Genomic DNA, 24,213 nt, shown 5'->3' on the forward strand with positions numbered 1-24,213 from the left:
GCCAGCCCAGTTTAATAAACCCAATTGGTTAGCAACAAAAGCCCAAACGGCAGAAAGAATACCCGTTGTTAGCGCAGTAAAAAAAAGCGTTCTCACGATAAACTCTTAACAAAAGAAGGGTGAATACCCCAGTTAATTAAAGGCGGAGTTTAGCATTGTCACAGGCTTATTTTCTATATTTAGATCATTAAAAAACATGATAATAAGTATTATTTGTTTTTTATTTAGAATTTATTTTCTCTTTTTTTTATAGGTGATAAAAGTAAACGGTTGCGTAATTGAAACTAATGATTAAATAAATTTAAATATTTTAATAATAAGAATATCAAAAGTGAAAAAGAATATAAGAAAGCAATTTGAATTACTTTGTATTGAAATTTCGTTATATATAAATTAATAGAAAAGTACTACTCAATATTAGCCAATCGCGCAGAACGTTTTTTCATTCCATCAAGTATCTTATTGCTAATATCAGTAGGGAAATCTGTAGGAAGTTGTTGTTTTACCGATTTTATTGCATTGTCCATATTCCGATAAAAATAATTAAGTATTTCAGTCATTAGTATAAGGGGAAAGCCGACAGCTTCCGCTGTTTGGTAAAAGTGACGAGGAAATATTTGTTCTATGGCGTATTTTTTACCTCGATTCGCTTGTAATCCCATCGCGAGTTTAGCATCTCGAGAATTAAGGCCTCTACCACCAAAGTTTGGGTACATAGACATAATGTCGTAAAAAGGTGTAAGGTGAAAACGTCCTTCTTGATTGATAAATACTGAAAAATTTTTAGCATGGACATCTGTTGCAGCTAAAAGCCAAAATAAAACTTGAGCCTTCATAAAATGAAAACGATCTTGATCCGCGTTTGAGGAACCAAGTAGATAATTCATAATATCAATAATCCCTGGTCCTCCTTCGCTTTCATATTTTAGAGCAGAAGGTATATTTAAGATCTGGCAAAAGTCTTCTTGAGGTAAACGCATTATCCACGAATTATCTGAGGCATATTTTCTATCAAAACGTTCTACTGCGAGTGCTTTAATATTTTTTAATTGAAGGATAGAGCAATGGGGAACTGGAAGCTCAAAGGCTTTAGCTATTAAGGTACAAAGATATTCATTTTCTACACTATTGGATAGGTCAATGGTGTAAGAATGACTTTCTATAACACCAATCGGCAACTTCATAATATGTGTTGTAGGTGTACTATTATGAGGTAAGCACCAATGATTTTTATAAAACAATAGCGCCGTTTTTTCTTGTGCTCCTGCAATGGATATTCTGAAATCAGTATATTCATCGAGCATACCTAGAGGTGTATTTGATTGATATCCTAATAATATTTTTTCTAGTTGAGCGTCATTAAGTTTATCATATTCTATCTTTTTGATATCGGTGGGTGTATTTCCTTTAGGAAGTAATCTTAATGCGCCAACCGTATCAGCACCTACCGCAGTTAACAGATCAAATGGCTGATTTGAATGGGCTTGATAACGGCTGACAATCCGATCTCTTATTTCAGTATTATCAGGTAATAGATTATCAAAGAAATTATAAACACTGTCTCCTTGATACTCTTGAAGTTGTAGTGGCATAGACAGAGAAATTGGACGACTTCCTGCTCTATTAACCCATTCTTCAGTATATTGAAATGAATGCGCACCTGAGTTTTTTTTGGTAAAAACACCCACATAATATTCATTCATATATACATCAAGGCTTGCCATTTACCACTCCTCTTTCCACTCACTTTTACGTGTAGGATTATTTTTAGCATCTTTAGGATGAATTTCCATCTCTAAATTAAGTGCAGAGAGAAGTTTAAAAAAAGTTTCTAATTTGGTGGAGTTAGGATTCAGTTCGAAATTAGAAACCGTATCTTGTCGAATTCCTACTTTTTGAGCAACTTTACCTTGAGAAAGCTTTTTTCTTAATCGCACATCTTTTAGATGAACGCTGAGCTGATAAGCATTAATGATGACCATTGTTGTTCTACCTGTTATAGACGTTAATATCTAATATACCCGTTATAGCGTGTAGATCAAGATTTAACGGCTATAGCCGGTAATATCACTTTTACACGGTATAGCAGGTAATTGTAGCATTACTTACCAATACAGAAGCTTGAGAATATGCGGCTATTACATGTAGCTATTGAGAATGGTTAGACAACTAAGTTCTTTACATTTATATAAGCTTTAAAGTTGTAAAAAATAATTCAATCTCTGAATTGAAACGAGTTATATTTTTTTATTATTAAAAATTATGGGATAGAAAAATATTGTGGGTATCTAGATCTTAATACCAATTATTTTCTAATAATTTAAAAATCAACTATTCAATATATGAATATATAAAGTTCTAAGTGAAGACGATGTATTCGTTTCTATTTCAATTAATGTAAAACCATATTGTTTATAAAGCTGTATTAATCGATTATTATCTTCACACTCTAGTATAATAATACGACCACCAATCAAAGCGTTATCTTCTGATAGAACAGCATAAATTTCATTTAAAATAATGCTTAAAGAAATAGGGTTATCTACGATTGCTGTGTTTTTTCCTAATTGACCAATAAGAAATACTTTAATTTTTTCTGCTTTTCGGGATATCCCATCAAGTTGCTGCACTTTTGTTTTACTTAATTTAGCCTTGTCTAGTATCAGCTCTTTAAAGGATAGCGAGAAATAAGCTAAAATTTTTCCCTCATAATCTAATATCAAATAAGTTCTTGCATTACTTGTTTGCTCAAATCTAATTGCTTTAGTCGGTGAAATTAAAAAATTTTCAACATCGCAATTAAGGGAATTGGCAAAACTATTTAAAAGCTTAATGGTATTTTCTTTACCAAATTCTTTTAAGAGTTTTCCAAGTTGGACAATCGTTGTTTTAATAGCGCAATCCCTTGTCTATTTTCTACTTCGTAATCCCGTTTTACGACTTTTATGTGGCGTGGATGGCTTAGGTCGTGCTGGATAAGACTTATAGAATGCTCATCTTTGACAACAAAGCTTTTACTGAAAGAGGTAGTAGCCATAGTTATCTCCTATTGATCTTCATCGTAGGCTAATATAGCAACATATATGAATATGGACAATCATTAAATTGTATAAAAAACAAGCTGCATGAATAAGTAACAAGAGGGTTATCATTTATATCAGATATAGTGTGTGGTGCTTTATTTACCCGCTATAACCGGTAATGTCACTTTTACGCGGTATAGCAGGTAATTGTGGCATTACTTACCAATACAGAAGCTTGAGAAAATGCGGCCTAATAAATCATCAGAGGTAAATTCACCTGTGATTTCACTTAATGATTGTTGAGCAAGTCTTAACTCTTCTGCTAATAACTCACCTGATTTTGCATAAACCAATTGCTCATAACCTTGTTGTAAATGCTCAGCTGCTGTATTTAATGCTTGTAAATGGCGACGACGCGCTAAGAATCCACCTTCTGTATTACTGTTAAAACCCATTGCTTCTTTTAGATGATCACGCAATAGCTCGATTCCCATACCATCTCGTGCTGATAAGCGAATCATTGGGTAGTTATTTTGCTCAGTAATTTCGACATTTTCGCCAGTTAAATCTGATTTATTACGGATGACGGTAACAGGAAGCGTACTAGGTAAACGCGCCATAAATTCAGGCCAAATATCTTCTGGTGCTGTTGCTTGTGTTGTTGTGCTATCAACCATAAAGAGCACTCTGTCAGCTTGCTCAATCTCTTGCCAAGCACGTTCAATACCAATACGCTCAACCTCATCACTTGCTTCACGTAAGCCTGCGGTATCAATAATATGCAGTGGCATACCATCAATATGAATATGCTCACGCAGTACATCACGAGTTGTACCAGCAATATCAGTGACAATTGCTGCTTCTCTTCCTGCTAATGCATTCAATAGACTTGATTTACCGGCATTAGGGCGACCTGCGATAACGACTTTCATGCCTTCACGCAATAAGCTACCTTGACGCGCTTGAGCGCGAACATCGTCTAACTCTGCAATAACAGTATTGAGCTTGCCTTCAATCACACCATCAGAGAGAAAATCAATCTCTTCATCAGGAAAATCAATGGCGGCTTCAACGTAAATACGTAGGTTGATTAAAGACTCAACCATTCCTGTGATATGTGATGAGAATGCGCCTTGTAGTGAATTAATGGCAGAGCGTGCGGCTTGTTCTGAACTGGCATCAATTAAATCAGCGATTGCCTCTGCTTGTGCAAGATCGAGTTTATCATTGAGAAAAGCGCGTTCAGAAAATTCACCAGGGTTTGCAATACGCACGCCTGGAATTTGTAAAATACGTTTTAAAAGCAAATCAAGAATAACAGGGCCACCATGACCTTGTAGTTCTAAAACATCTTCACCCGTAAATGAGTGTGGATTAGGAAAGAAGAGGGCAATACCCTGATCAAGCACTGAGTTATCATCATTAAGAAAAGGCAGATAATCAGCATAACGAGGCTTTGGTAATTTACCTAAAATGGCTTGTGCAACATCGGCAGCTTTAGAGCCAGAAACGCGCAGGATACCAACACCGCCTCTTCCAGGAGGTGTTGCCTGAGCGACGATAGTATCAGTGCTATGCATGGTGTACTCGCTTAATCAGAATATTTATTAATAGATAAAAAATAAAAAACAGAAGGCGGTCATATAAGACCGCCTTCGCTATTTTATGTCACTTTCCTTTGAATGTAACCAAGGAAGCGTTTTTTCCTATGATGTCTTACTTTTTATCTCTGCTATGTAAGCCACGTTTTTCCAGACCACGATAAATTAATTGTTGCTGGAGAATGGTCACTAAGTTACTGACGATATAGTACAGAACCAGACCTGATGGGAACCATAAGAAGAAGACTGTAAATACAACTGGCATAAAGGTCATGATTTTTTGTTGCATCGGATCAGTGACTGCTGTTGGCGACAGTTTCTGAATGATGAACATTGTCACACCCATTAATAATGGCAGAATGTAATACGGGTCTTGTGCTGATAAATCTTGTATCCAAAGAATAAATGGTGCGTGACGTAATTCAACAGAACCCATCAGCATGTAATACAAGGCAAGGAAGATTGGCATCTGGATAATCAGAGGTAAACAACCCCCCAGAGGATTCACTTTTTCTTGTTTGTATAACGCCATCATTTCTTGGCTCATACGCTGTTTATCATCACCAATACGCTCACGAAGTGCCGCTAATTTTGGTTGTAATAAACGCATTTTCGCCATTGACGTATATTGCGCTTTTGTCAGTGGATACATGATACCACGAACAATAAAGGTAATAACGATAATGGAGAAACCCCAGTTACCGATAAAGCTGTGAATAAATTTCAGCAATTTAAACAGTGGCTGAGAAATAAACCATAACCAACCATAGTCTACTGATAAATCTAAATGCGGTGCGATAGCGGACATCTCAGATTGGATTTCTGGACCAACCCATAATGTAGAGCCGATATCAGCAGTAGCATTTGGTGCGATTATCAATGGAGCTGATTTATAACCAATTAATGCAATAGATTTATTATCTAAAGTGATAGAGTAGAAATTATTATTCTGGCTATCTTTTGTTGGGATCCACGCAGTAGCGAAGTACTGTTGCAACATCGCAATCCAACCATTATTGGTCGTTAGCGATAAATTTTTATCTTCGATATCACCAAAGCTATATTTTTTATAGTTTGTTTCATCTGATGAATACGCAGCACCACGATAGGTATGAAGTGCAAAGTTGCTACTTCCTGTATCACGATGTTCTGGTAACTTAACAGATTGTTTTAACTGACCGTAGAAATTCATTGTCAGCGTTTTATCTGTCGTGTTCTCAATTTTATAATCAACACTGATATTGTACTGACCTTTTTTCAGAACAAAGGTTTTGACGAATTTAACGCCTTCTTCATTCACATAAGTCATAGGTACACGTAATTCTTCTTGACCTTCAGCAAGAATGAATTCTTTTTTATCTGTGCTGTAAACAGGGCGAGATTTCTGATCTGGGCCATCAGGGCCAATTAAGCCACTTTGTGCCTGATACAGGAATTGCGGTGTCGTTTCTAGTAAACGGAAAGGGGTATTTGAGTTAAGCTCGGCGGGATAGGCTAACAAATCAGCCTCATCGATTGTACCGCCCTGCGTATTGATTTGAAGATCAAGTACGTCAGTTTTTACGGTAATCAATTTTGCCTGCTCATTGCTGTTACCAGTCACAGCAAGACTATCACTGCTTGGCACGTCCGCTTGTTGCGAGACCTGAGTAGTAGTGGTGGTGTTTTGTGATGTCTTATCACCCTCCCACTGCTGCCAGATCAGGAAAGAAACGAACAGCAAAGCGATGAATAGAAGATTGCGTTGCGAATCCATCGTTAATTTTCTCTGTTATCGTCGTTTTTTCTAGGTGGGACAGGATCATCACCACCTTCGTGTAAAGGGTGGCATTTTAATATGCGTTTCACAGTTAACCAACTCCCTTTTATCATTCCAAACCTGCGCAATGCCTCAATTCCATAATGAGAGCACGTAGGATTAAAACGACAACGAGGCCCCAACAGAGGACTAATCCCCAGTTGATAGCCCCTAATCAGCAAGATCAGGATTTTTGAGCCAAGCGACAATGACGACGCCATAATTTACCCAACATTTCCGTCAATTGGTGGTTATCAAGTTCAGCAACCCCTTTTCTTACTAATATCACAAAATCCATCGCGGGTAATTGATGCTGATGTAAACGAAAGTATTCACGCGCTAATCGTTTAATACGATTACGCTCATGAGCACGTTTAACGTTTTTCTTTGCGATAGTGAGACCGATGCGGGGATGCCCCAGCTCATTCTGGCGACCCAAAATTGTTATTTCTGGTGAACTCGCACGTTGTGGCTGCTGGAAAACAAAATTGAAATGCTTGGGAGTTAACAAACGTAACTCCCTTGGAAAAGCGAGCTTAACCACGGAATGGTTAGCTTTAATTATTTCGAAGAAACGGTCAGACGAGCGCGGCCTTTCGCACGACGGCGAGCCAGAACCTGACGACCATTTTTAGTGGCCATACGAGCGCGGAAGCCGTGGTTACGGTTGCGCTTCAGTACAGACGGTTGAAAAGTGCGTTTCATAGCGATTTCTACCTACTTAATATAATTACTGATTCAGCAAATGCGTTGACAGACTAGTCTGCTATAAATAAACAAACTGATACTTCAATCGCAGCATCAATGATGGAAAGATGCGGGATTGTAATAAAATCACTCTAATGCGTCAATGAAGATGATGCTTTAAGTACCGATTTTTGTCGTCTTTTTTAGCAAACCCGATGTTCAATCCTTGCTTATGCTTAACGTTAATCCTTTATCGACGTCTAAAAAGACGAAGAGAAAAGATGTTATTGGTACAAGCATGCAGGGTGCAAGATTATACGTACTAACGGTTAAAGCGCAAGGATCTTTGCTTGATCAACTGGCAGATAATTGATCAATGTATATAATAATGAGATATTTTTATAAAGAGAAAGTTATCCCCAATTGCTATTTATGGGATGACTCAAGTAGACTAGAATGCCTTTGCTCATTTATTTATGATGAATTATCGAAAACGGGCAAGCCTGTGGATAAAAACTATAAAAACTGTGTAAAAGAAAGAGGATCTTCGTTTCGTTTTACGATATGATCCCCCGTCACGATCAGAAAGACCAATCTGCGATCGTGACTCACGATGTGAATAATCGTTGTCATCATAAGTTGTTCCTTATTAAGAATTGAAGAGGAACGGTGTTGTGCACCTAGTGTTTAACCACATTTTTCCTGTTTATTTTTAGTCTTGTTTTGAGGGGAGTCCGCCGTGTCACTTTCGCTTTGGCAGCATTGTCTTGCCCGGTTGCAGGATGAGTTACCTGCCACTGAATTTAGTATGTGGATACGTCCCTTGCAGGCAGAGCTTTGCGATAATACGCTGGCATTGTATGCACCTAATCGCTTTGTGTTAGATTGGGTAAGAGAAAAATACATTAATAACATTAATGAATTATTAATGGATTTTTGTGGTTCTGAAGTCCCTTCATTGCGTTTTGAAGTTGGTAATAAGCCGGCCTCTGCCAGTACGACAGAAAATGTTCCCAAAGCAGTGACATATCCATCGGTGAATAATACACCGACGAATACAAGTCAGCCTGTACGCCCTAGCTGGGATAATCCGCCTTCATCTCAGTTACCAGAATTAAGCTATCGTTCTAATGTCAATCCTAAACATAAGTTTGATAACTTTGTTGAAGGTAAATCTAACCAATTAGCAAGAGCAGCCGCAAGGCAAGTTGCTGATAATCCTGGTGGCGCCTATAACCCACTTTTTTTATATGGTGGGACAGGTTTAGGTAAAACGCATCTATTACATGCTGTAGGTAACAGTATTATGGAGCGTAAAGCGAATGCAAAAGTGGTTTATATGCATTCTGAACGCTTTGTTCAAGATATGGTAAAAGCGCTACAAAACAATGCGATAGAAGATTTTAAACGTTATTATCGTTCTGTTGATGCTTTACTCATTGATGATATTCAATTTTTTGCGAATAAAGAGCGCTCACAAGAAGAATTTTTTCATACCTTTAACGCATTGTTAGAAGGTAATCAGCAAATTATTTTAACTTCAGACCGTTATCCAAAAGAGATAAATGGTGTTGAAGATAGATTAAAATCGCGCTTTGGCTGGGGCTTAACCGTCGCAATTGAGCCACCAGAACTCGAAACTCGAGTTGCGATTTTGATGAAAAAAGCGGATGAGAATCAAATCCAACTACCCGATGAAGTGGCTTTTTTTATTGCTAAGCGACTTCGTTCTAATGTCCGTGAACTTGAAGGTGCATTAAATCGGGTAATAGCGAATGCAAATTTTACAGGTCGTGCGATTACTATCGATTTTGTACGTGAAGCATTGCGCGATTTACTTGCCTTGCAAGAAAAATTAGTCACTATCGATAATATTCAAAAAACAGTAGCAGAATATTATAAAATTAAAGTGGCCGATTTATTATCAAAGCGACGATCCCGATCGGTTGCCCGTCCTAGGCAAATGGCAATGGCGCTGGCAAAGGAATTAACAAACCACAGCTTGCCTGAAATCGGGGATGCCTTTGGTGGTCGTGACCATACAACAGTGCTTCATGCTTGTCGAAAAATAGAGCAGTTGCGTGAAGAAAGTCACGATATCAAAGAAGATTTTTCTAACTTAATCAGAACATTATCATCCTAGCGCTATGAAATTTATCATTGAACGTGAACAGCTGCTAAAGCCGCTGCAACAAGTTAGCGGCCCTTTAAGTGGTCGCCCAACTTTACCTATTTTAGGCAACTTGTTGCTTAAGGTAACTGACAATGCCTTATTGATAACAGGTACTGATCTTGAAATGGAGATGATGGCCAGAGTAGAGCTGAGCCAGTCTCATGAGAATGGCGCAACGACGGTGCCTGCGCGTAAATTTTTTGATATTTGGCGCGGATTACCTGATGGTGCTGAAATTAGTGTTGAACTTGATGGTGAGCGTTTATTGGTGCGCTCAGGTCGTAGCCGTTTTTCACTTTCAACGCTACCTGCAACTGACTTTCCTAACTTAGATGATTGGCAAAGTGATGTTGAGTTTACGTTACCTCAAGCGACATTAAAACGCTTGATTGAATCCACTCAGTTTTCCATGGCACATCAAGATGTGCGTTATTACCTCAATGGTATGCTATTTGAAACGGAAAACACGGAACTGCGCACTGTCGCGACAGATGGTCACCGTTTAGCTGTCTGTTCTATGGATATCGGACAATCCTTACCTGGTCACTCAGTTATAGTGCCTCGTAAAGGTGTTATTGAGTTAATGCGTTTACTTGATGGAAGTGGTGAAAGCTTATTACAACTGCAAATTGGAAGTAATAATCTACGTGCCCATGTGGGTGATTTCATTTTTACTTCTAAACTGGTTGATGGGCGCTTTCCTGACTATCGTCGCGTATTACCAAAAAATCCAACTAAAGCCGTTATTGCAGGTTGTGATATCCTTAAACAAGCCTTTTCTCGTGCTGCGATTTTATCAAATGAAAAATTTCGCGGTGTACGTATTAATCTCACCAATGGCCAATTAAAAATTACGGCTAATAATCCCGAACAAGAAGAAGCAGAAGAAATTGTTGATGTTCAATATCAAGGTGAGGATATGGAGATTGGTTTTAATGTAAGCTATCTGCTTGATGTCTTAAACACATTAAAATGTGAAGATGTTAAACTGTTACTAACAGATGCGGTATCTAGTGTTCAAGTAGAAAATGAAGCAAGTTCTGCAGCGGCATATGTTGTTATGCCTATGCGTTTATAATTGTATCTACTATGATTTTATCCCGTTTATTAATCCGTCATTTTAGAAATATAGAAGATGCGGATTTAGCCTTAGCTGATGGTTTTAATTTCCTTGTCGGACCTAACGGGAGTGGTAAAACAAGTATACTTGAAGCGATATACACATTAGGGCATGGACGCGCATTTCGAAGTGCTCAAGCAAGCCGCGTTATTCAACATGATGAAAATACGTTTTTTCTTCATGGTCGTTTAGCAGGAAAAAATGAAGAAAGTCGCGGTTATTCTGTTGGTTTAAGTAAAGATCGCGATGGCAATAGCACGGTTCGTATTGATGGCAGTGACGGACATAAAATTGCAGAGTTAGCAAAATTATTGCCAATGCAGTTAATAACGCCAGAAGGTTTTACATTACTTAATGGCGGACCGAAATATCGTCGCGCTTTTATCGATTGGGGTTGCTTTCATAACGAACCTCAATTTTTTGCTGCATGGTCAGATTTAAAACGGGTATTAAAACAACGCAATGCAGCATTAAGACAAGCATCATCTTATCGCCAGTTGATGCCTTGGGATAAAGAGCTTATCTCCTTAACAGAGCAGATAAGTGAATGGCGAGCGCAATATACGCAAGATATTGCGAAAGATATTGAACAGACATGCCAACTGTTTCTACCTGAATTTACGTTAAAAGTGAGTTTTCAACGTGGATGGGATAAAGAAACAGATTATGCAGAATTATTAGCGCGTCAATTTGAACGCGATAAAATGTTAACATATACCTCGCTAGGCGCTCATAAAGCAGATTTGCGCATTAGAGCGAATGGCACGCCGGTAGAAGATATGTTATCACGAGGCCAGCTTAAGCTATTAATGTGTGCCTTAAGGCTGGCACAAGGTGAATATTTCACTCGTAAGAATGGGCAAAGATGCCTGTATCTGCTCGATGATTTTGCTTCCGAATTAGATGCTAATCGGCGTCAGTTATTAGCCGAGCGTCTAAAATCTACGCAAGCTCAAGTGTTTGTTAGTGCAATAACACCTGGGCAAGTAAAAGATATGCTAGATGTAAATAGCAGGCTATTTAGCGTAGAACGTGGCAAAATAGAGGTTAAACCATAGGAATAAAGCGAGAAACGTTGATGTCGAATACATATGACTCCTCAAGTATCAAAGTATTAAAAGGGCTGGATGCGGTGCGTAAGCGCCCGGGGATGTATATCGGGGATACAGATGATGGAACCGGTCTGCATCACATGGTCTTCGAGGTGGTTGACAATGCTATCGACGAAGCCCTCGCAGGTTACTGTGATGAGATTATTGTCACTATCCATTCAGATAATTCAGTCTCAGTTCGCGATGATGGTCGTGGTATTCCAACAGGAATTCATGAAGAAGAAGGCGTTTCTGCAGCAGAAGTGATCATGACAGTTCTGCATGCAGGCGGTAAGTTTGATGATAACTCCTATAAAGTCTCTGGCGGACTTCATGGTGTTGGGGTTTCTGTCGTTAATGCGTTGTCTGAAAAACTAGAATTAACTATTCACCGTGATAATAAAATTCATCAACAAATTTATCGTCATGGTGTTCCTGATGATCGTCTAAAAGTCATTGGCGATACTGAAAAATCAGGTACATATGTTCGTTTTTGGCCAAGCCTAGAAACGTTTAAAGGTGAAACTGAATTTCAATACGAAATTCTAGCCAAACGTCTTAGAGAGCTTTCGTTCTTAAACTCAGGCGTATCAATCCGTTTAATTGATAAACGTGATAACCGTGAAGACCATTTCCATTATGAAGGTGGTATTAAAGCCTTCGTTGAATATTTAAGCCGTAATAAAACGCCTATTCATCAAAACGTATTCTATTTTTCTACTGAAAAAGACGGAATTGGTGTTGAAGTCGCCATGTTATGGAACGATGGTTTCCAAGAGAATGTATATTGCTTTACTAATAACATTCCTCAACGAGATGGTGGTACACACCTAGTCGGTTTCCGTACTGCAATGACACGTACGTTAAACAGCTATATGGATAAAGAAGGCTATCAGAAAAAATCAAAAGTCAGTGCAACGGGTGATGATGCTCGTGAAGGCTTGATTGCTGTGATTTCTGTAAAAGTGCCTGATCCTAAATTCTCTTCACAAACAAAAGATAAACTCGTTTCTTCTGAAGTAAAAACTGCGGTAGAAACGCTGATGAATGAAAAACTAGTAGAATATTTATTAGAAAACCCAAATGATGCCAAAATCGTTGTGGGTAAGATTATCGATGCAGCACGTGCTCGTGAAGCGGCGCGTAAAGCGCGTGAAATGACACGTCGTAAAGGCGCCTTAGATTTAGGCGGCTTACCAGGTAAATTGGCTGACTGTTCTGAGCGCGATCCTGCTTTCTCTGAATTGTATTTAGTGGAAGGGGACTCTGCGGGCGGTTCTGCAAAACAAGGTCGTAACCGTAAAACACAAGCAATTTTGCCACTGAAAGGTAAAATTCTTAACGTTGAAAAAGCGCGTTTCGATAAGATGCTATCATCACAAGAAGTTGCAACACTGATTACAGCATTAGGTTGTGGTATTGGCCGTGATGAATATAACCCAGATAAACTGCGTTATCACAGTATCATTATCATGACGGATGCGGACGTCGATGGTTCTCATATTCGAACATTGCTACTGACGTTCTTCTATCGTCAAATGCCAGAAGTCATCGAACGTGGTCATATCTTTATTGCTCAGCCTCCACTGTATAAAGTGAAAAAAGGTAAACAAGAGCAATATATCAAAGATGATGATGCGATGGATGAATATTTGATGTCGATAGCACTTGATGGCGCGGCACTTTATATCAGTGAGCATGCACCTGCAATGCATGGTGAACAGCTAGAGAAACTGGTTATTGATTACCATACTGCGCATAAAATAATCCGTCGTATGGAGCGCATCTATCCACTTAGCATGTTAAACAGCTTGGTGTATCACTCAACATTGACTGAAGATGAACTGGCCGATAAAGAGAGAGTTGAAGCATGGATGAGTGGCCTGGTTAATCGCTTAAATGAGGCTGAAGACCAAGGTAGTACTTACAGCTATACTATCTCTCAAAATGATGAAAATCGTCTTTTTGAACCGGTATTGCGTATACGTACTTACGGTGTCGATACAGACTATAAATTAGATTACGATTTTATTCACAGTAGCGAATACCATCGCATTACAAATTTAGGCGATATCATTGGTAACTTGATTGAAGAAGGTGCTTTTGTTGAACGTGGAGAGCGTCGTCAGGCTATTGAAAGCTTTGAAGAAGCGCTTGAGTGGTTAACGAAAGAATCTCGCCGTGGGCTTTCTGTACAACGTTATAAAGGTCTTGGTGAGATGAACCCTGAGCAATTATGGGAAACCACGATGAACCCAGATACGCGTCGTATGATGCAAGTAACGGTTAAAGATGCGATTGCAACAGATGAGCTATTCACAACCTTAATGGGTGATGCTGTTGAACCTCGTCGTGCATTTATTGAAGAGAATGCATTAAAAGCCGCTAATATCGATATTTAATAGAATTATGTATTGATAAAATAATAAAAAAAACCAGCTAGTTAGCTGGTTTTTTTGTATGTGTTTTTGGTGTTTTAACCATTAACGCAAAATATTTAGCATACGGCGTAAAGGCTCTGCAGCCCCCCAAAGAAGTTGGTCACCGACCGTAAAGGCTGATATAAATTCAGGCCCCATATTCAGTTTACGAATACGTCCTACAGGTGTACTTAATGTACCTGTTACTGCGGCTGGTGTCAGTTCACGAATGGTGAGTTCACGATCGTTAGGAATGACTTTGACCCACTCATTATGATTAGCAAGTAGTTGTTCAATTTCAGCAACAGGTAACTCTTTTTTCAGTTTCAGTGTGAATGCTTGGCTATGACAACGCAATGCACCAATACGAACACATAAACCATCAACAGGAATAATGTTAGAGCCTGTATTTAGGATTTTGTTAGTTTCTGCTTGTCCTTTCCATTCTTCACGGCTTTGACCATTTTCAAGCTGTTTATCAATCCACGGAATTAAGCTACCTGCAAGAGGCACGCCAAATTGTTCTGTTGGCATTGCTCCACTACGTGTGTAGTTTGTGACTTTACGTTCAATATCTAAAATAGCGGATGCTGGATTTTCAAGTTCTTTGACGACTTGATTATGTAAAGAGCCCATTTGTGATAGCAACTCTTTCATATGACGAGCACCCGCTCCTGATGCGGCTTGATAGGTAGAGACACTTGCCCATTCGACTAAATCGTTGGCAAATAATCCACCTAATGACATCAACATTAAACTCACAGTGCAGTTTCCACCAACGAAGGCTTTTACGCCTTTATTTAGGCTATCTTGAATATGTTGACCATTAACAGGATCGAGGATAATAACAGCGTCATCATTCATACGTAATGCGGATGCTGCATCAATCCAGTAACCTTGCCAACCCGCTTGGCGCAGTTTTGGATAAATATCATTGGTATAGTCACCACCTTGACAACTAATAATGATATCGAGTGATGCCAGCGTATCAATATCATACGCATCTTGTAATGTACTGCGATGCTCACCATAAGCGGGAGCAGCTTCACCAAGTTGAGATGTAGTGAAGAAAATAGGGTTTATTCCATCAAAATCACGTTCTTCAACCATTCTTTGCATTAAAACGGAGCCGACCATACCACGCCAGCCCACAAAACCAACATTTTTCATTGTAATTACCCTGCCTTTGTCTGTCGGAATAAGTAAGAGACCTGATACTAACCTGACAAAATAAAGAGAGAGGTGCAAGTGAATTTATTGATTAATGAGCAAAGAATTAGAAGCGTTTCTTATCATCTTTATAGAGTTAACAAAACAAAGTGTAATAACGAACAAATATCACTAAGTTGTTAAAAACAAAAGACGGTAAAAACTAAATATTTTTTAGTTATGTCTTATTTCATTTTTTTAATAAAAAGAAATATATTATTGTTTAAAAAAATAGGGTAAAAATATAAAAATGTAAAAGAGTGTAATATATAAGAAAAATGTATTTACTTAGATGGGGATCCACGCTTTATACTAAAAACAGTGTCATCCACTTAGATGATTTTATTTCATAAATAAAAGTAATCATAAATGATTTTCATTTAGCTCTATTTTTATTTTCCTTGTTAAAAGCCCTCAGGAGGCGCTGGTGGATCTTTCTACTTATATCCCATTATCAACCTATTATTCGTATTTAAAGCGATTTGTAATATCGCCAACAACAATGGGAACCATTGCGCCATCATCACGTTGGTTATGCTATGAAATGTTAGATAGGTTTAACTGGAAGCAAGACGTTCAAATTGCTGAGTTAGGCGCAGGTACTGGCGTAATAACACAGCAAATATTAAAAAGAATGTCGGCAAATTCATCGCTGGATGTTTTTGAAATTGAACCAAGTTTTGCTACACAACTACGAAAAATAGATGATAATCGTTTAACGATTTATACCACATCAGCAGAAAAATTAGATAGTCATTATAATATGATTATTTCAGGTTTACCGTTTTTATCCATTCCTAGAAAAACAGGATTAAGAGTATTAAAACGAGTTCACCAAGAGCTATTAAATACTCAGGGGGTTTTTGTTTTATTTCAATATACAACTCGTTATGAAAAAACATTATCTCGTTATTTTCACTTAGAAAAAAGACGTGTCATGCTAAATGTACCACCTGCTTGGGTTTATTATTGCACACCTAAACAAAGGTAATAAAATAAATATTATATTAAAGATAAATAAGATTTTTTAATATTCTTTATTAAATAAAAGTAACGATTACTCATAAAAAGAGATAACTTTAAAGTCGAATACTATTTTTTCTATTTATCAGGATTATATGTAGCATATACAAATAGTTCCTCTCTAAGCGTGTATTTGTGTTAACAAGCAGGAGTTATCTATCAATTGACAATAAAGTATTGTCAATTTTTATCGTTTCACACTATCCCATGTTTGTATCTTGTTATTCTTTTTAGCTTAATAGATGATATTAAAATCATTTATAAATATTGGTGTATAGCATGGCAGTCGATTTAAATAATCTTATTACTGAAAGCAGAAATCATGAAAGTGAAACTATTGATACGCTCTCTACGCTAGAGATACTCAAAGTTATCAATAATGAAGATAAGAAAGTTCCTTTCGCCGTTGAAGCTACGTTATCTGATATCGCACAATTGGTTGATAAAGTAGCAGAAGCGTTTAATCAAGGTGGACGACTTATCTATTGTGGTGCTGGTACTTCAGGGCGTTTAGGTATTTTAGATGCGAGTGAATGCCCACCGACTTATGGTACTCCTCATGAGATGGTTGTCGGCTTAATTGCAGGTGGTCATCAAGCTATTCTACGTGCCGTTGAAAATGCTGAAGATAATTTAGAATTAGGTGAGCAAGATTTACGTCATCTGCAATTCAATCAAAAAGATATTTTAGTTGGCATTGCTGCAAGTGGAAGAACGCCTTATGTGATAGGGGCATTAAACTATGCTAAATCATTAGGCACAACAACAGGAGCCATAAGTTGTAATCCTGATAGCGCTATAGCTAAACTCGCTGATATCGCCATAACTCCCATAGTGGGTCCTGAAGTTGTCACGGGTTCTTCACGTATGAAAGCGGGTACAGCACAAAAACTTATTCTTAATATGATAACCACAAGTGCGATGATAAAAATTGGCAAAGTATTTGGTAATTTGATGGTTGATGTAGAAGCAACTAATGCCAAACTGATTGAACGTCAAATACATATTGTGATGCAAGCAACGGAATGTGAAAGGGCTATTGCTGAACATGCATTGGCGCAATCTCATCGTCACTGTAAAACCGCAATTTTAATGATCTTAGCCAATGTTAATGCACAACAAGCCACACAAATGCTTAATCAAAATAAAGGGTTTATTAGAAAGGCGCTGAGTGAGTGATGATTATGTGGATTTAATACTAATAACGATTGAAATTTATTAAGATATTTATTTTAAAGGTATACATTTTGTTACTTATATGGTAACAAAATGTATACCTTTAACTTGTATCAAGTATTAATAAAGTATACAGTAAGTTACTTATTTGGTAACTTGGTGTATACCTATGACAAAATCTGATGAGTTATTAAGCATATTCGCTAAAGCAGTTAATGCGGGTGGTGGTATTCATAGTTCAACTGAATTGGCTTTTATGCTTGGTGTACCTTATGACCCAGCATTTAGAAAATTTCTAACAGATTGTATTAATAAAGGTCTACTAAGGCGAGTGGCAAAAGGTTTATATGAAAGTGTTATTACGCCACCTGAGCCTGCATCAGCCATCTATAAAATTATCAAAAAATTACGAAGTGGTGTATTGAGCTATATTAGCTTAGAAAGCCAGCTCAGTTATACAGGGGATATATCTCAAGTAGTGATGGGTAGAGTCACTGTTATGACGAAGGGTCGAAAAGGCTGCTTTGATACGCCCTATGGTGTGATTGAATTTACTCATACAAAACAACCAGCTGAGAAAATTATTCCCAACTTGTACTATGATTCTGATATTGGAATGTATCGGGCACATAAAGCGCAAGCGATAGCGGATCTAAAGCATAGTCAGCGTAATCTACATATGTTGGAGAGCTAAATATGTTAAAGCAACAAATTCGTCAAATCGTTGAAGCAAATTCTGATTATGCAGCAATAACTCCCGTTATAGAAAAAGAAATTTTACATCATGATATTATGGATGTATTGATAAAACAGGGTGTTATGCAAAGATTGACCTTTATTGGTGGTACCTCATTACGTATGTGCTACAACAGCAGTAGATTATCGGAAGATCTTGATTTTAACGGAAGGTTATGATTTCAAACCATCTGAATTTGAAGGATTGGAGTTGGAAATCCAAACTTATATTCAGAAAAAGTATGAAACAGAAGTTTGGGTAAATAAGCCCTCAAGTGAGCGACAAGGAGATACCGTTTCTTGGACAATTGGTATTATAAAAGAGGCTAATCGTCCTGATTTACCAAGGCAAAAAATGCATATTGACGTTTGTGCTATTCCGTCATTCGATATTGAAAAGCGTCCATTGATTAATCATTACGATATCGTTGTACCGACAGAAGGGATTTTAGTCCCAGTACAGTCTTTACAAGAAACATTGGCTGACAAACTGATCGCATTAGCATATCGTGCAAGGCGTATAAAACCTCGTGACATATGGGATATTGTTTGGATTAAGCAACGTGGTATTAATTTATCAAAGACACTGGTTGAAAAAAAACTTGTTGCTAGAAATAAGCATATCGAAGATTTTCGACAAGCATTGTCTATGCAGTTGAGTAAACTGATGTTGGAAGATGAAGTACGTAATGATTTCAATATGGAAATGAGTCGTTTTATTCCTAAGCAAATTAAAGAGCGAACACTCAATAACCCTGAGTATTGGGGATATGTTCAGGCTGAGATAAATGCTATTGCATCTGAATTACTTAATGATGGGGCAGTAAAAAAACCGTTTGATATGGGTTAATTTTATCTATTTGATTTTTTTTGAATGTTATTTATGAAGCTATTTCCATTAATAAAGCCAATATTTATTTTTAATACTGGCTTTATTGTTTTTATAGAGAGGGTTTAATGAAAGAAATTTCTTACTCTATATTTTGAATCTGCTCACGCATTTGCTCAATTAATACTTTTAACTCAATTGCTGAATTCGTGATATCTGTATTAATTGATTTTGAAGCGAGTGTATTTGATTCACGATTAAATTCTTGCATCATAAAATCAAGACGGCGACCAACGGCTTCTTTTTTGCCTAAAATTTTACGTGTTTCTTTTACGTGAGCATCTAGTCTATCTAGCTCTTCAGCGACATCTAAGCGCTGTGCTAGCATCACTAATTCTTGTTCTAAACGATTATTATCGATTTGAACTTGTGCTTCTTCTAATTTGCTCGTTAAACGATCGCGTTGCCATTGTAAAATTTCTGGCATTTGTGCTCTGACTTTGACGACTTCATCGTTAACAGCATCTAGACGCTGTTCAATTAAGGTTTTTAATGCTTCACCTTCAGTTTCACGACTGGCGATGAATGCATCAATGGCAAGATTAAGCTCTGCAAGTAGCTCAGTGCCAATAGCATCTAAATCTTGTTCTTGGGCTGAAATAACACCAGGCCAGCGTAAAATATCAAAAGGACTTATCGTACCTTCATGGCTTTGTCTTTTTACCCAATTTGCAGAAGCAATAAGCTGTTTTGCTAAATTTTCATCTAGTGTCAGCTCACCTTGATTATGGGTATTAAGATCAAAACGTAAGTTACATTCAATTTTGCCACGTGTTAAGCGATTACGTAGACGTTCTCGAATAACAGGCTCTAAACTACGTAATGGCTCAGGTAAGCGAATGTAAGTTTCTAGGTATCGCTGATTAACGGAACGTAATTCCCATGCAGCGCTACCCCATTCTTTTTTAATGTCTCGGCGCGCAAATGCGGTCATGCTACGGATCATAATAGGGTCTCAATGTAGTAAAAGATGCAATGATTATAACCTTAGGTATCGATACAGGATAGGCATAAGCGATTTTAGGTCGTATAATGCGCTCCCAATATGTCAGAGAAAGCGGAGATAACACCATGCGTCCAGCAGACAGACAAGCAAACCAAGTTCGTCCTATTACAATTACTCGTCATTATACAAAACATGCCGAAGGTTCTGTTTTAGTCGAATTTGGTGATACCAAAGTCCTGTGTAATGCAACAGTGGAAGAAGGTGTGCCACGTTTTCTTAAAGGCCAAGGTCAAGGATGGGTTACCGCTGAGTATGGTATGCTTCCTCGTGCAACAAATAGCCGTAATGCGCGTGAAGCCGCTCGTGGTAAACAAACTGGTCGTACTATGGAAATTCAACGCTTAATTGCTCGCTCATTACGTGCAGCGGTAGATTTAAAAGCGTTAGGTGAATTTACGATAACCGTTGATTGTGATGTTATCCAAGCTGACGGTGGTACGCGTACGGCATCCATTACAGGTGCTTGTGTTGCACTCGTTGATGCACTCAATAAAATGGTTGAAGCCGGCAAATTGAAAAAAAGCCCATTAAAATCAATGGTTGCTGCTGTTTCTGTCGGTATTGTTGATGGCGAGCCTTTGTGTGACCTTGAATATGTTGAAGATTCAGCCGCACAAACAGATATGAACGTTGTTATGATTGATGATGGTCGTATGATAGAAGTTCAAGGAACGGCAGAAGCAGAACCGTTTAGCCATGATGAGCTACTTTCGTTACTCTCCCTTGCAAAAGGGGGATTAGATAAGATATTTGAAGCGCAGAAAGAGGCGCTCAAACAATAAATTCTATTTTTAAGGCGACTGAGAAGTCGCTTTTTTTATGCCTAAAATTTGTCATTAAGTAACATTGAAAGGAGAGAAACATGAAAGCCTACCAACGCCGTTTTATCGAACTTGCATTAGCAAAAAATGTATTGAAATTTGGTGAGTTTACGCTGAAATCAGGACGCGTAAGTCCCTATTTTTTTAATGCAGGTTTATTTAATACAGGGCGTGATTTGGCTTTGTTGGGACAGTTTTATGCGCAAACATTACTGGATAATCATGTTTCTTGTGATGTGTTATTTGGACCAGCATATAAAGGTATCCCCATTGCAACAACAACAGCAGTAGCACTTGTTGAACATCATGATATTGATATGCCTTATTGCTTTAATCGTAAAGAAGCTAAAGATCATGGAGAGGGAGGAACGCTAGTCGGTAGCCCATTAAAAGGTGATGTTGTCATTGTTGATGATGTCATTACAGCAGGCACTGCTATTCGTGAATCAATGGAAATTATTAAGCAACATGAGGCAACACTTTCAGGTGTGTTATTAAGTTTAGATAGACAAGAAAAAGGGCGTGAAGCGCTTTCTGCTATTCAAGAACTAGAACGCGATTATCAATGTCAGGTTTACGCGATTATTACGCTTGATGATTTGATTAGTTACTTAAGTGAAAACCAAACATTGTCGCAACATTTACCCGCGGTAAAAGCATATCGTGAACGCTATGGTGTTAATGTATAAACAACAAAGACTGTAATGAAGTAAAAAAAAGCCCTCGCCCAATTATGGGCGGGGTGAGTAGTACAATGAACTTTCTGAGAGAACTATCTCAGATATTGACTTATTAAAGGACTTTTTATCGTTATGGCAAGCATATTGTTAATGCCACAAAGTAGGAACCGCATAGGTGCCATTCCTGATAAATACAGTGAGATACCCAAGTATCAGTGTAGGCATGTTAACACAAATAACAAAAAAACGGCATAGTTGTCATTTTCAAATTTTTTGAGTTAAATCACGAGTCCATCATTTCATTGTAACTGAGCCAATATTAATGGCCATCGGGCTTCAAATTCTTTCGTTGGTTGATAACGAAATTCAGTGCGTACAAAGCGTGCTAGCATGCCTTCACAAAAAGCAAGAAGTTGAGATGCTAACAGTGATTCATCATGTGAGAATGCCACTCCTTCGCGTATTTTACGTTCTTTAATCACTTGCCTTAATTGAACTTCAATTCGTTCATATAATTGATTAATACGACCTTGCAATCTATCTTGCTCAAACATTAATGCGTGGCCGGTAAGAATACGCGATAAGCCTGGATTTCTTTCAGCAAAACCTAAGATTAAAATAAGAATAAGGCGAATCCGAGCAATAGTCTCTTTTTCATCTTTTAAAATCAGATTAATGCGTGATACCAAGCTATCTTCAATAAATTCAATTAGGCTATCAAACATCTTGGTTTTACTAGGAAAATGACGGTAAAGTGCCGCTTCTGAAACGCCCACAGTAGCAGCAAGCTTTGCTGTTGTAATGCGTTGGCTACCATCACTAGACTCAAGCATTTGAGCGAGTGATTGTAATATTTCATCCCGTCTATTTCTTTTTTTCTTAATTTCTTTTTCTTCTGCCATGACTGATAAGGCCCCTGCTAAAAGCAAAACAAATCAGTAAACCTTTGCTCTATTTTAAGAGCAAAGGGAGATTGATATTATTAATGTAATTTGATGATACTATTGGCGGCCGGAGTGACCAAAACCACCACTACCACGTTCCGTCGCAGTAAAATCTTCAACAATATTAAATTCGGCTTGGACAACAGGCACAATAACCATTTGAGCAATACGCTCGCCGGGTTCAATGATGAAGGCTTGTTGACCACGATTCCAAACTGACACCATTAATTGACCTTGGTAATCAGAATCAATTAATCCAACTAAATTACCAAGAACAACGCCATGTTTATGTCCTAGGCCTGAACGAGGAAGCACCATTGCTGCTAAGCCTTCATCTGCAATATGAACAGCAAGACCTGTTGGCAGTAATTCAGTTTGTCCTGGCTCGAGTTTAAGTGGTGCATCTAAGCAAGCACGTAAATCTAAACCAGCAGAGCCTGTTGTTGCATAAGCAGGTAGTGGATATTCTTGACCAATACGCGCATCAAGAATTTTAACGTCAATTTTTTTCATCATAATGTTTGGCTATCTCGTCAAGTAGGCGATGACTCAGTTCTATTTTACTACAGTATGGTAAACGTGTTTCACCATCAGCCCAGAAAAGGTGTAATGCATTATTATCACTATTAAAACCACGGTCTTTTAGTGAAACATCATTAGCACAGACTAAATCGAGTTGTTTTTGCTCGCGTTTTTTGCGGGCGTATTCTTCCACATTTTGTGTTTCGGCTGCAAATCCGACAACAAAAGGGCGATGCTCTTTCATTTTTCCGACACTAGCAACAATATCGGGATTTTTTATCATAGTGATAGTGACTTCATCACCTTGTTTTTTTATTTTTTCAGCAGCGATGAATTTAGCGCGATAATCAGCAACTGCAGCACAACCAATAAAAATATCTTGTGAAGGAGCTAAAGTCATTACTTGGTCATACATTTCTTGCGCACTTTCGATATCAATACGTTTAACACAAGGAGGTGTCGGTAATGTGACTGGCCCTGAAATAAGCGTTACTTTTGCGCCTCGTTCGGCGGCGGCTTGTGCAATGGCAAAGCCCATCTTTCCTGAGCTATGGTTGCTAATAAAACGTACTGGATCTAATGCTTCACGAGTAGGTCCTGCTGTAATCGTTATTTTTTTACCCAGTAGATCCTGAGATTTTGTGGTAAATAACGCTTGTGCTAAAGAAACTAAGCTAAGAGGGTCAAGCATTCTTCCTGGTCCTATGTCACCACAAGCTTGGCTACCGGAGTCAGGTCCCCAAATAAGGCAACCTCTTTGTTTCAATGCTGATATATTTTCTTGCGTGATTGTTGCTCTATACATTTGTTGATTCATTGCAGGTGCAATGGCAATGGGGGCTGTACTTGCTAAACAAAGAGTTGTTAATAAATCATTAGCCATTCCCACGCGTAAGCGAGCGATTAAATCTGCAGTAGCAGGCGCAAGTAGAATTAAATCAGCCCATTTACCTAGTTCAATATGTCCCATTGCGGCTTCAGCTGCGGGATCAAGCAAATCATCGGCAACAGGAAAACCTGAAACAGCTTGTAATGAAAGCGGGGTAACAAAAGCCCGTGCTGCAGGCGTCATCACGACACGCACAATCGCACCCTGATCGCGTAAACGTCGTACTAATTCAGGGGCCTTATAGGCTGCAATACCACCACTAATACCAAGAATTATTTTTTTTTCGTGAAGTGTATTCATGACCAAATGCCTAAGTACATAAACAATTACCCGCATTTTACCACAAGGTATTACTGAATTAAGAATTCAATGTAATGCAATGTTTTATAAAATAAATTCTTGTGGT

The 24,213-nt window shown here is 38.1% G+C and carries 25 protein-coding genes; 12 read left to right on the plus strand and 13 right to left on the minus strand.

The window, feature by feature from the left end; all coding sequences use genetic code 11:
* Window positions 1–407: 407 nt before the first annotated feature.
* The 3 genes from M983_RS08485 to M983_RS08495 form a co-directional block, all read right to left on the minus strand.
* Window positions 408–1,724: a type II toxin-antitoxin system HipA family toxin gene (locus M983_RS08485; RefSeq protein WP_066749649.1), complete on the minus strand. Its 1,317-nt coding sequence runs from the start codon at window positions 1,722–1,724 to the stop codon at window positions 408–410.
* The gene (locus M983_RS08490) at window positions 1,725–1,982 is read right to left on the minus strand and encodes a helix-turn-helix domain-containing protein (protein ID WP_066749650.1); all 258 of its coding nucleotides are present in this window, start codon (window positions 1,980–1,982) and stop codon (window positions 1,725–1,727) included.
* Between the two features lie 345 nt (window positions 1,983–2,327).
* Entirely contained in the window at window positions 2,328–2,723 is a 396-nt protein-coding gene (locus M983_RS08495) for an acetyltransferase (protein ID WP_210433233.1), read from the minus strand.
* A gap of 85 nt (window positions 2,724–2,808) precedes the next feature.
* Between M983_RS08495 and M983_RS17535 the strand changes: the two genes are divergently transcribed.
* Entirely contained in the window at window positions 2,809–2,979 is a 171-nt protein-coding gene (locus M983_RS17535) for a hypothetical protein (RefSeq protein WP_167348678.1), read from the plus strand.
* A gap of 259 nt (window positions 2,980–3,238) precedes the next feature.
* On the opposite strand, the gene mnmE is transcribed toward M983_RS17535, so the two are convergent.
* The 5 genes from mnmE to rpmH form a co-directional block, all read right to left on the minus strand.
* On the minus strand, window positions 3,239–4,603 hold the full coding sequence (mnmE, locus tag M983_RS08505) for a tRNA uridine-5-carboxymethylaminomethyl(34) synthesis GTPase MnmE (protein ID WP_066749653.1): 1,365 nt from the start codon (window positions 4,601–4,603) through the stop codon (window positions 3,239–3,241).
* Between the two features lie 136 nt (window positions 4,604–4,739).
* Window positions 4,740–6,380, minus strand: coding sequence for a membrane protein insertase YidC (gene yidC / locus M983_RS08510; protein WP_066749654.1), 1,641 nt, complete (start codon window positions 6,378–6,380; stop codon window positions 4,740–4,742).
* Between the two features lie 2 nt (window positions 6,381–6,382).
* Window positions 6,383–6,643, minus strand: a complete 261-nt coding sequence (yidD, locus tag M983_RS17050; protein ID WP_012368639.1) for a membrane protein insertion efficiency factor YidD — start codon at window positions 6,641–6,643, stop codon at window positions 6,383–6,385.
* The gene (gene rnpA / locus M983_RS08515) at window positions 6,607–6,966 is read right to left on the minus strand and encodes a ribonuclease P protein component (protein ID WP_074388157.1); all 360 of its coding nucleotides are present in this window, start codon (window positions 6,964–6,966) and stop codon (window positions 6,607–6,609) included. Before rnpA ends, yidD begins: the two co-directional genes overlap by 37 nt.
* A gap of 17 nt (window positions 6,967–6,983) precedes the next feature.
* On the minus strand, window positions 6,984–7,127 hold the full coding sequence (rpmH, locus tag M983_RS08520) for a 50S ribosomal protein L34 (protein ID WP_004246509.1): 144 nt from the start codon (window positions 7,125–7,127) through the stop codon (window positions 6,984–6,986).
* Window positions 7,128–7,848: 721 nt separating this feature from the next.
* Between rpmH and dnaA the strand changes: the two genes are divergently transcribed.
* From dnaA to gyrB, 4 genes are read left to right on the plus strand one after another with little or no spacing between them, the layout of a single operon-like run.
* Window positions 7,849–9,252 carry a chromosomal replication initiator protein DnaA gene (dnaA, locus tag M983_RS08525; protein ID WP_066749656.1) on the plus strand — a complete coding sequence of 468 codons (1,404 nt, stop codon included), beginning with the start codon at window positions 7,849–7,851 and terminating at the stop codon, window positions 9,250–9,252.
* A gap of 4 nt (window positions 9,253–9,256) precedes the next feature.
* Window positions 9,257–10,360, plus strand: coding sequence for a DNA polymerase III subunit beta (gene dnaN / locus M983_RS08530; protein WP_066749657.1), 1,104 nt, complete (start codon window positions 9,257–9,259; stop codon window positions 10,358–10,360).
* An 11-nt stretch (window positions 10,361–10,371) separates the two neighbouring features.
* Window positions 10,372–11,460: a DNA replication/repair protein RecF gene (gene recF, locus M983_RS08535; RefSeq protein WP_066749658.1), complete on the plus strand. Its 1,089-nt coding sequence runs from the start codon at window positions 10,372–10,374 to the stop codon at window positions 11,458–11,460.
* A 20-nt stretch (window positions 11,461–11,480) separates the two neighbouring features.
* Entirely contained in the window at window positions 11,481–13,895 is a 2,415-nt protein-coding gene (gene gyrB / locus M983_RS08540; protein ID WP_066749659.1) for a DNA topoisomerase (ATP-hydrolyzing) subunit B, read from the plus strand.
* An 81-nt stretch (window positions 13,896–13,976) separates the two neighbouring features.
* Here the strand turns inward: gyrB and asd are convergent, their stop codons facing one another.
* Window positions 13,977–15,083 carry an aspartate-semialdehyde dehydrogenase gene (asd, locus tag M983_RS08545; protein WP_066749660.1) on the minus strand — a complete coding sequence of 369 codons (1,107 nt, stop codon included), beginning with the start codon at window positions 15,081–15,083 and terminating at the stop codon, window positions 13,977–13,979.
* 466 nt (window positions 15,084–15,549) lie between these two features.
* On the opposite strand from asd, the gene M983_RS08550 reads away from it, so the two are divergent.
* The 5 genes from M983_RS08550 (at window position 15,550) to M983_RS08565 (ending at window position 18,906) form a co-directional block, all read left to right on the plus strand.
* Entirely contained in the window at window positions 15,550–16,113 is a 564-nt protein-coding gene (locus M983_RS08550) for a class I SAM-dependent methyltransferase (protein WP_066749661.1), read from the plus strand.
* 311 nt (window positions 16,114–16,424) lie between these two features.
* Window positions 16,425–17,324 (plus strand): N-acetylmuramic acid 6-phosphate etherase, encoded by a 900-nt coding sequence (gene murQ / locus M983_RS08555; protein ID WP_066749662.1) that lies wholly within the window; start codon window positions 16,425–16,427, stop codon window positions 17,322–17,324.
* Window positions 17,325–17,490: 166 nt separating this feature from the next.
* Window positions 17,491–18,015, plus strand: a complete 525-nt coding sequence (gene abiEi / locus M983_RS08560) for a type IV toxin-antitoxin system AbiEi family antitoxin (protein WP_066749663.1) — start codon at window positions 17,491–17,493, stop codon at window positions 18,013–18,015.
* Window positions 18,016–18,017: 2 nt separating this feature from the next.
* Window positions 18,018–18,236 carry a nucleotidyl transferase AbiEii/AbiGii toxin family protein gene (locus M983_RS17995; protein ID WP_210433234.1) on the plus strand — a complete coding sequence of 73 codons (219 nt, stop codon included), beginning with the start codon at window positions 18,018–18,020 and terminating at the stop codon, window positions 18,234–18,236.
* Between the two features lie 31 nt (window positions 18,237–18,267).
* Entirely contained in the window at window positions 18,268–18,906 is a 639-nt protein-coding gene (locus M983_RS08565; protein WP_210433235.1) for a nucleotidyl transferase AbiEii/AbiGii toxin family protein, read from the plus strand.
* Between the two features lie 121 nt (window positions 18,907–19,027).
* Here the strand turns inward: M983_RS08565 and M983_RS08570 are convergent, their stop codons facing one another.
* On the minus strand, window positions 19,028–19,891 hold the full coding sequence (locus tag M983_RS08570) for a YicC/YloC family endoribonuclease (RefSeq protein WP_066749664.1): 864 nt from the start codon (window positions 19,889–19,891) through the stop codon (window positions 19,028–19,030).
* Between the two features lie 125 nt (window positions 19,892–20,016).
* Here M983_RS08570 and rph point away from each other — a divergent pair, with 125 nt between their 5' ends.
* Together rph and pyrE are read left to right on the plus strand one after the other, a co-directional pair.
* Window positions 20,017–20,733, plus strand: a complete 717-nt coding sequence (gene rph / locus M983_RS08575) for a ribonuclease PH (protein WP_066749665.1) — start codon at window positions 20,017–20,019, stop codon at window positions 20,731–20,733.
* Window positions 20,734–20,813: 80 nt separating this feature from the next.
* Entirely contained in the window at window positions 20,814–21,461 is a 648-nt protein-coding gene (gene pyrE, locus M983_RS08580; protein ID WP_066749666.1) for an orotate phosphoribosyltransferase, read from the plus strand.
* A gap of 290 nt (window positions 21,462–21,751) precedes the next feature.
* Here the strand turns inward: pyrE and slmA are convergent, their stop codons facing one another.
* From slmA to coaBC, 3 genes are all read right to left on the minus strand, one after another.
* Entirely contained in the window at window positions 21,752–22,354 is a 603-nt protein-coding gene (gene slmA / locus M983_RS08585; protein ID WP_066749667.1) for a nucleoid occlusion factor SlmA, read from the minus strand.
* 99 nt (window positions 22,355–22,453) lie between these two features.
* Entirely contained in the window at window positions 22,454–22,912 is a 459-nt protein-coding gene (dut, locus tag M983_RS08590; protein ID WP_066749668.1) for a dUTP diphosphatase, read from the minus strand.
* Window positions 22,896–24,107 carry a bifunctional phosphopantothenoylcysteine decarboxylase/phosphopantothenate--cysteine ligase CoaBC gene (gene coaBC / locus M983_RS08595; RefSeq protein WP_066749669.1) on the minus strand — a complete coding sequence of 404 codons (1,212 nt, stop codon included), beginning with the start codon at window positions 24,105–24,107 and terminating at the stop codon, window positions 22,896–22,898. Before coaBC ends, dut begins: the two co-directional genes overlap by 17 nt.
* Window positions 24,108–24,213: the final 106 nt, after the last annotated feature.

Source organism: Proteus myxofaciens ATCC 19692 (genome assembly GCF_001654855.1).
In the GTDB taxonomy this organism is placed as follows: Bacteria; Pseudomonadota; Gammaproteobacteria; order Enterobacterales; family Enterobacteriaceae; genus Proteus; species Proteus myxofaciens.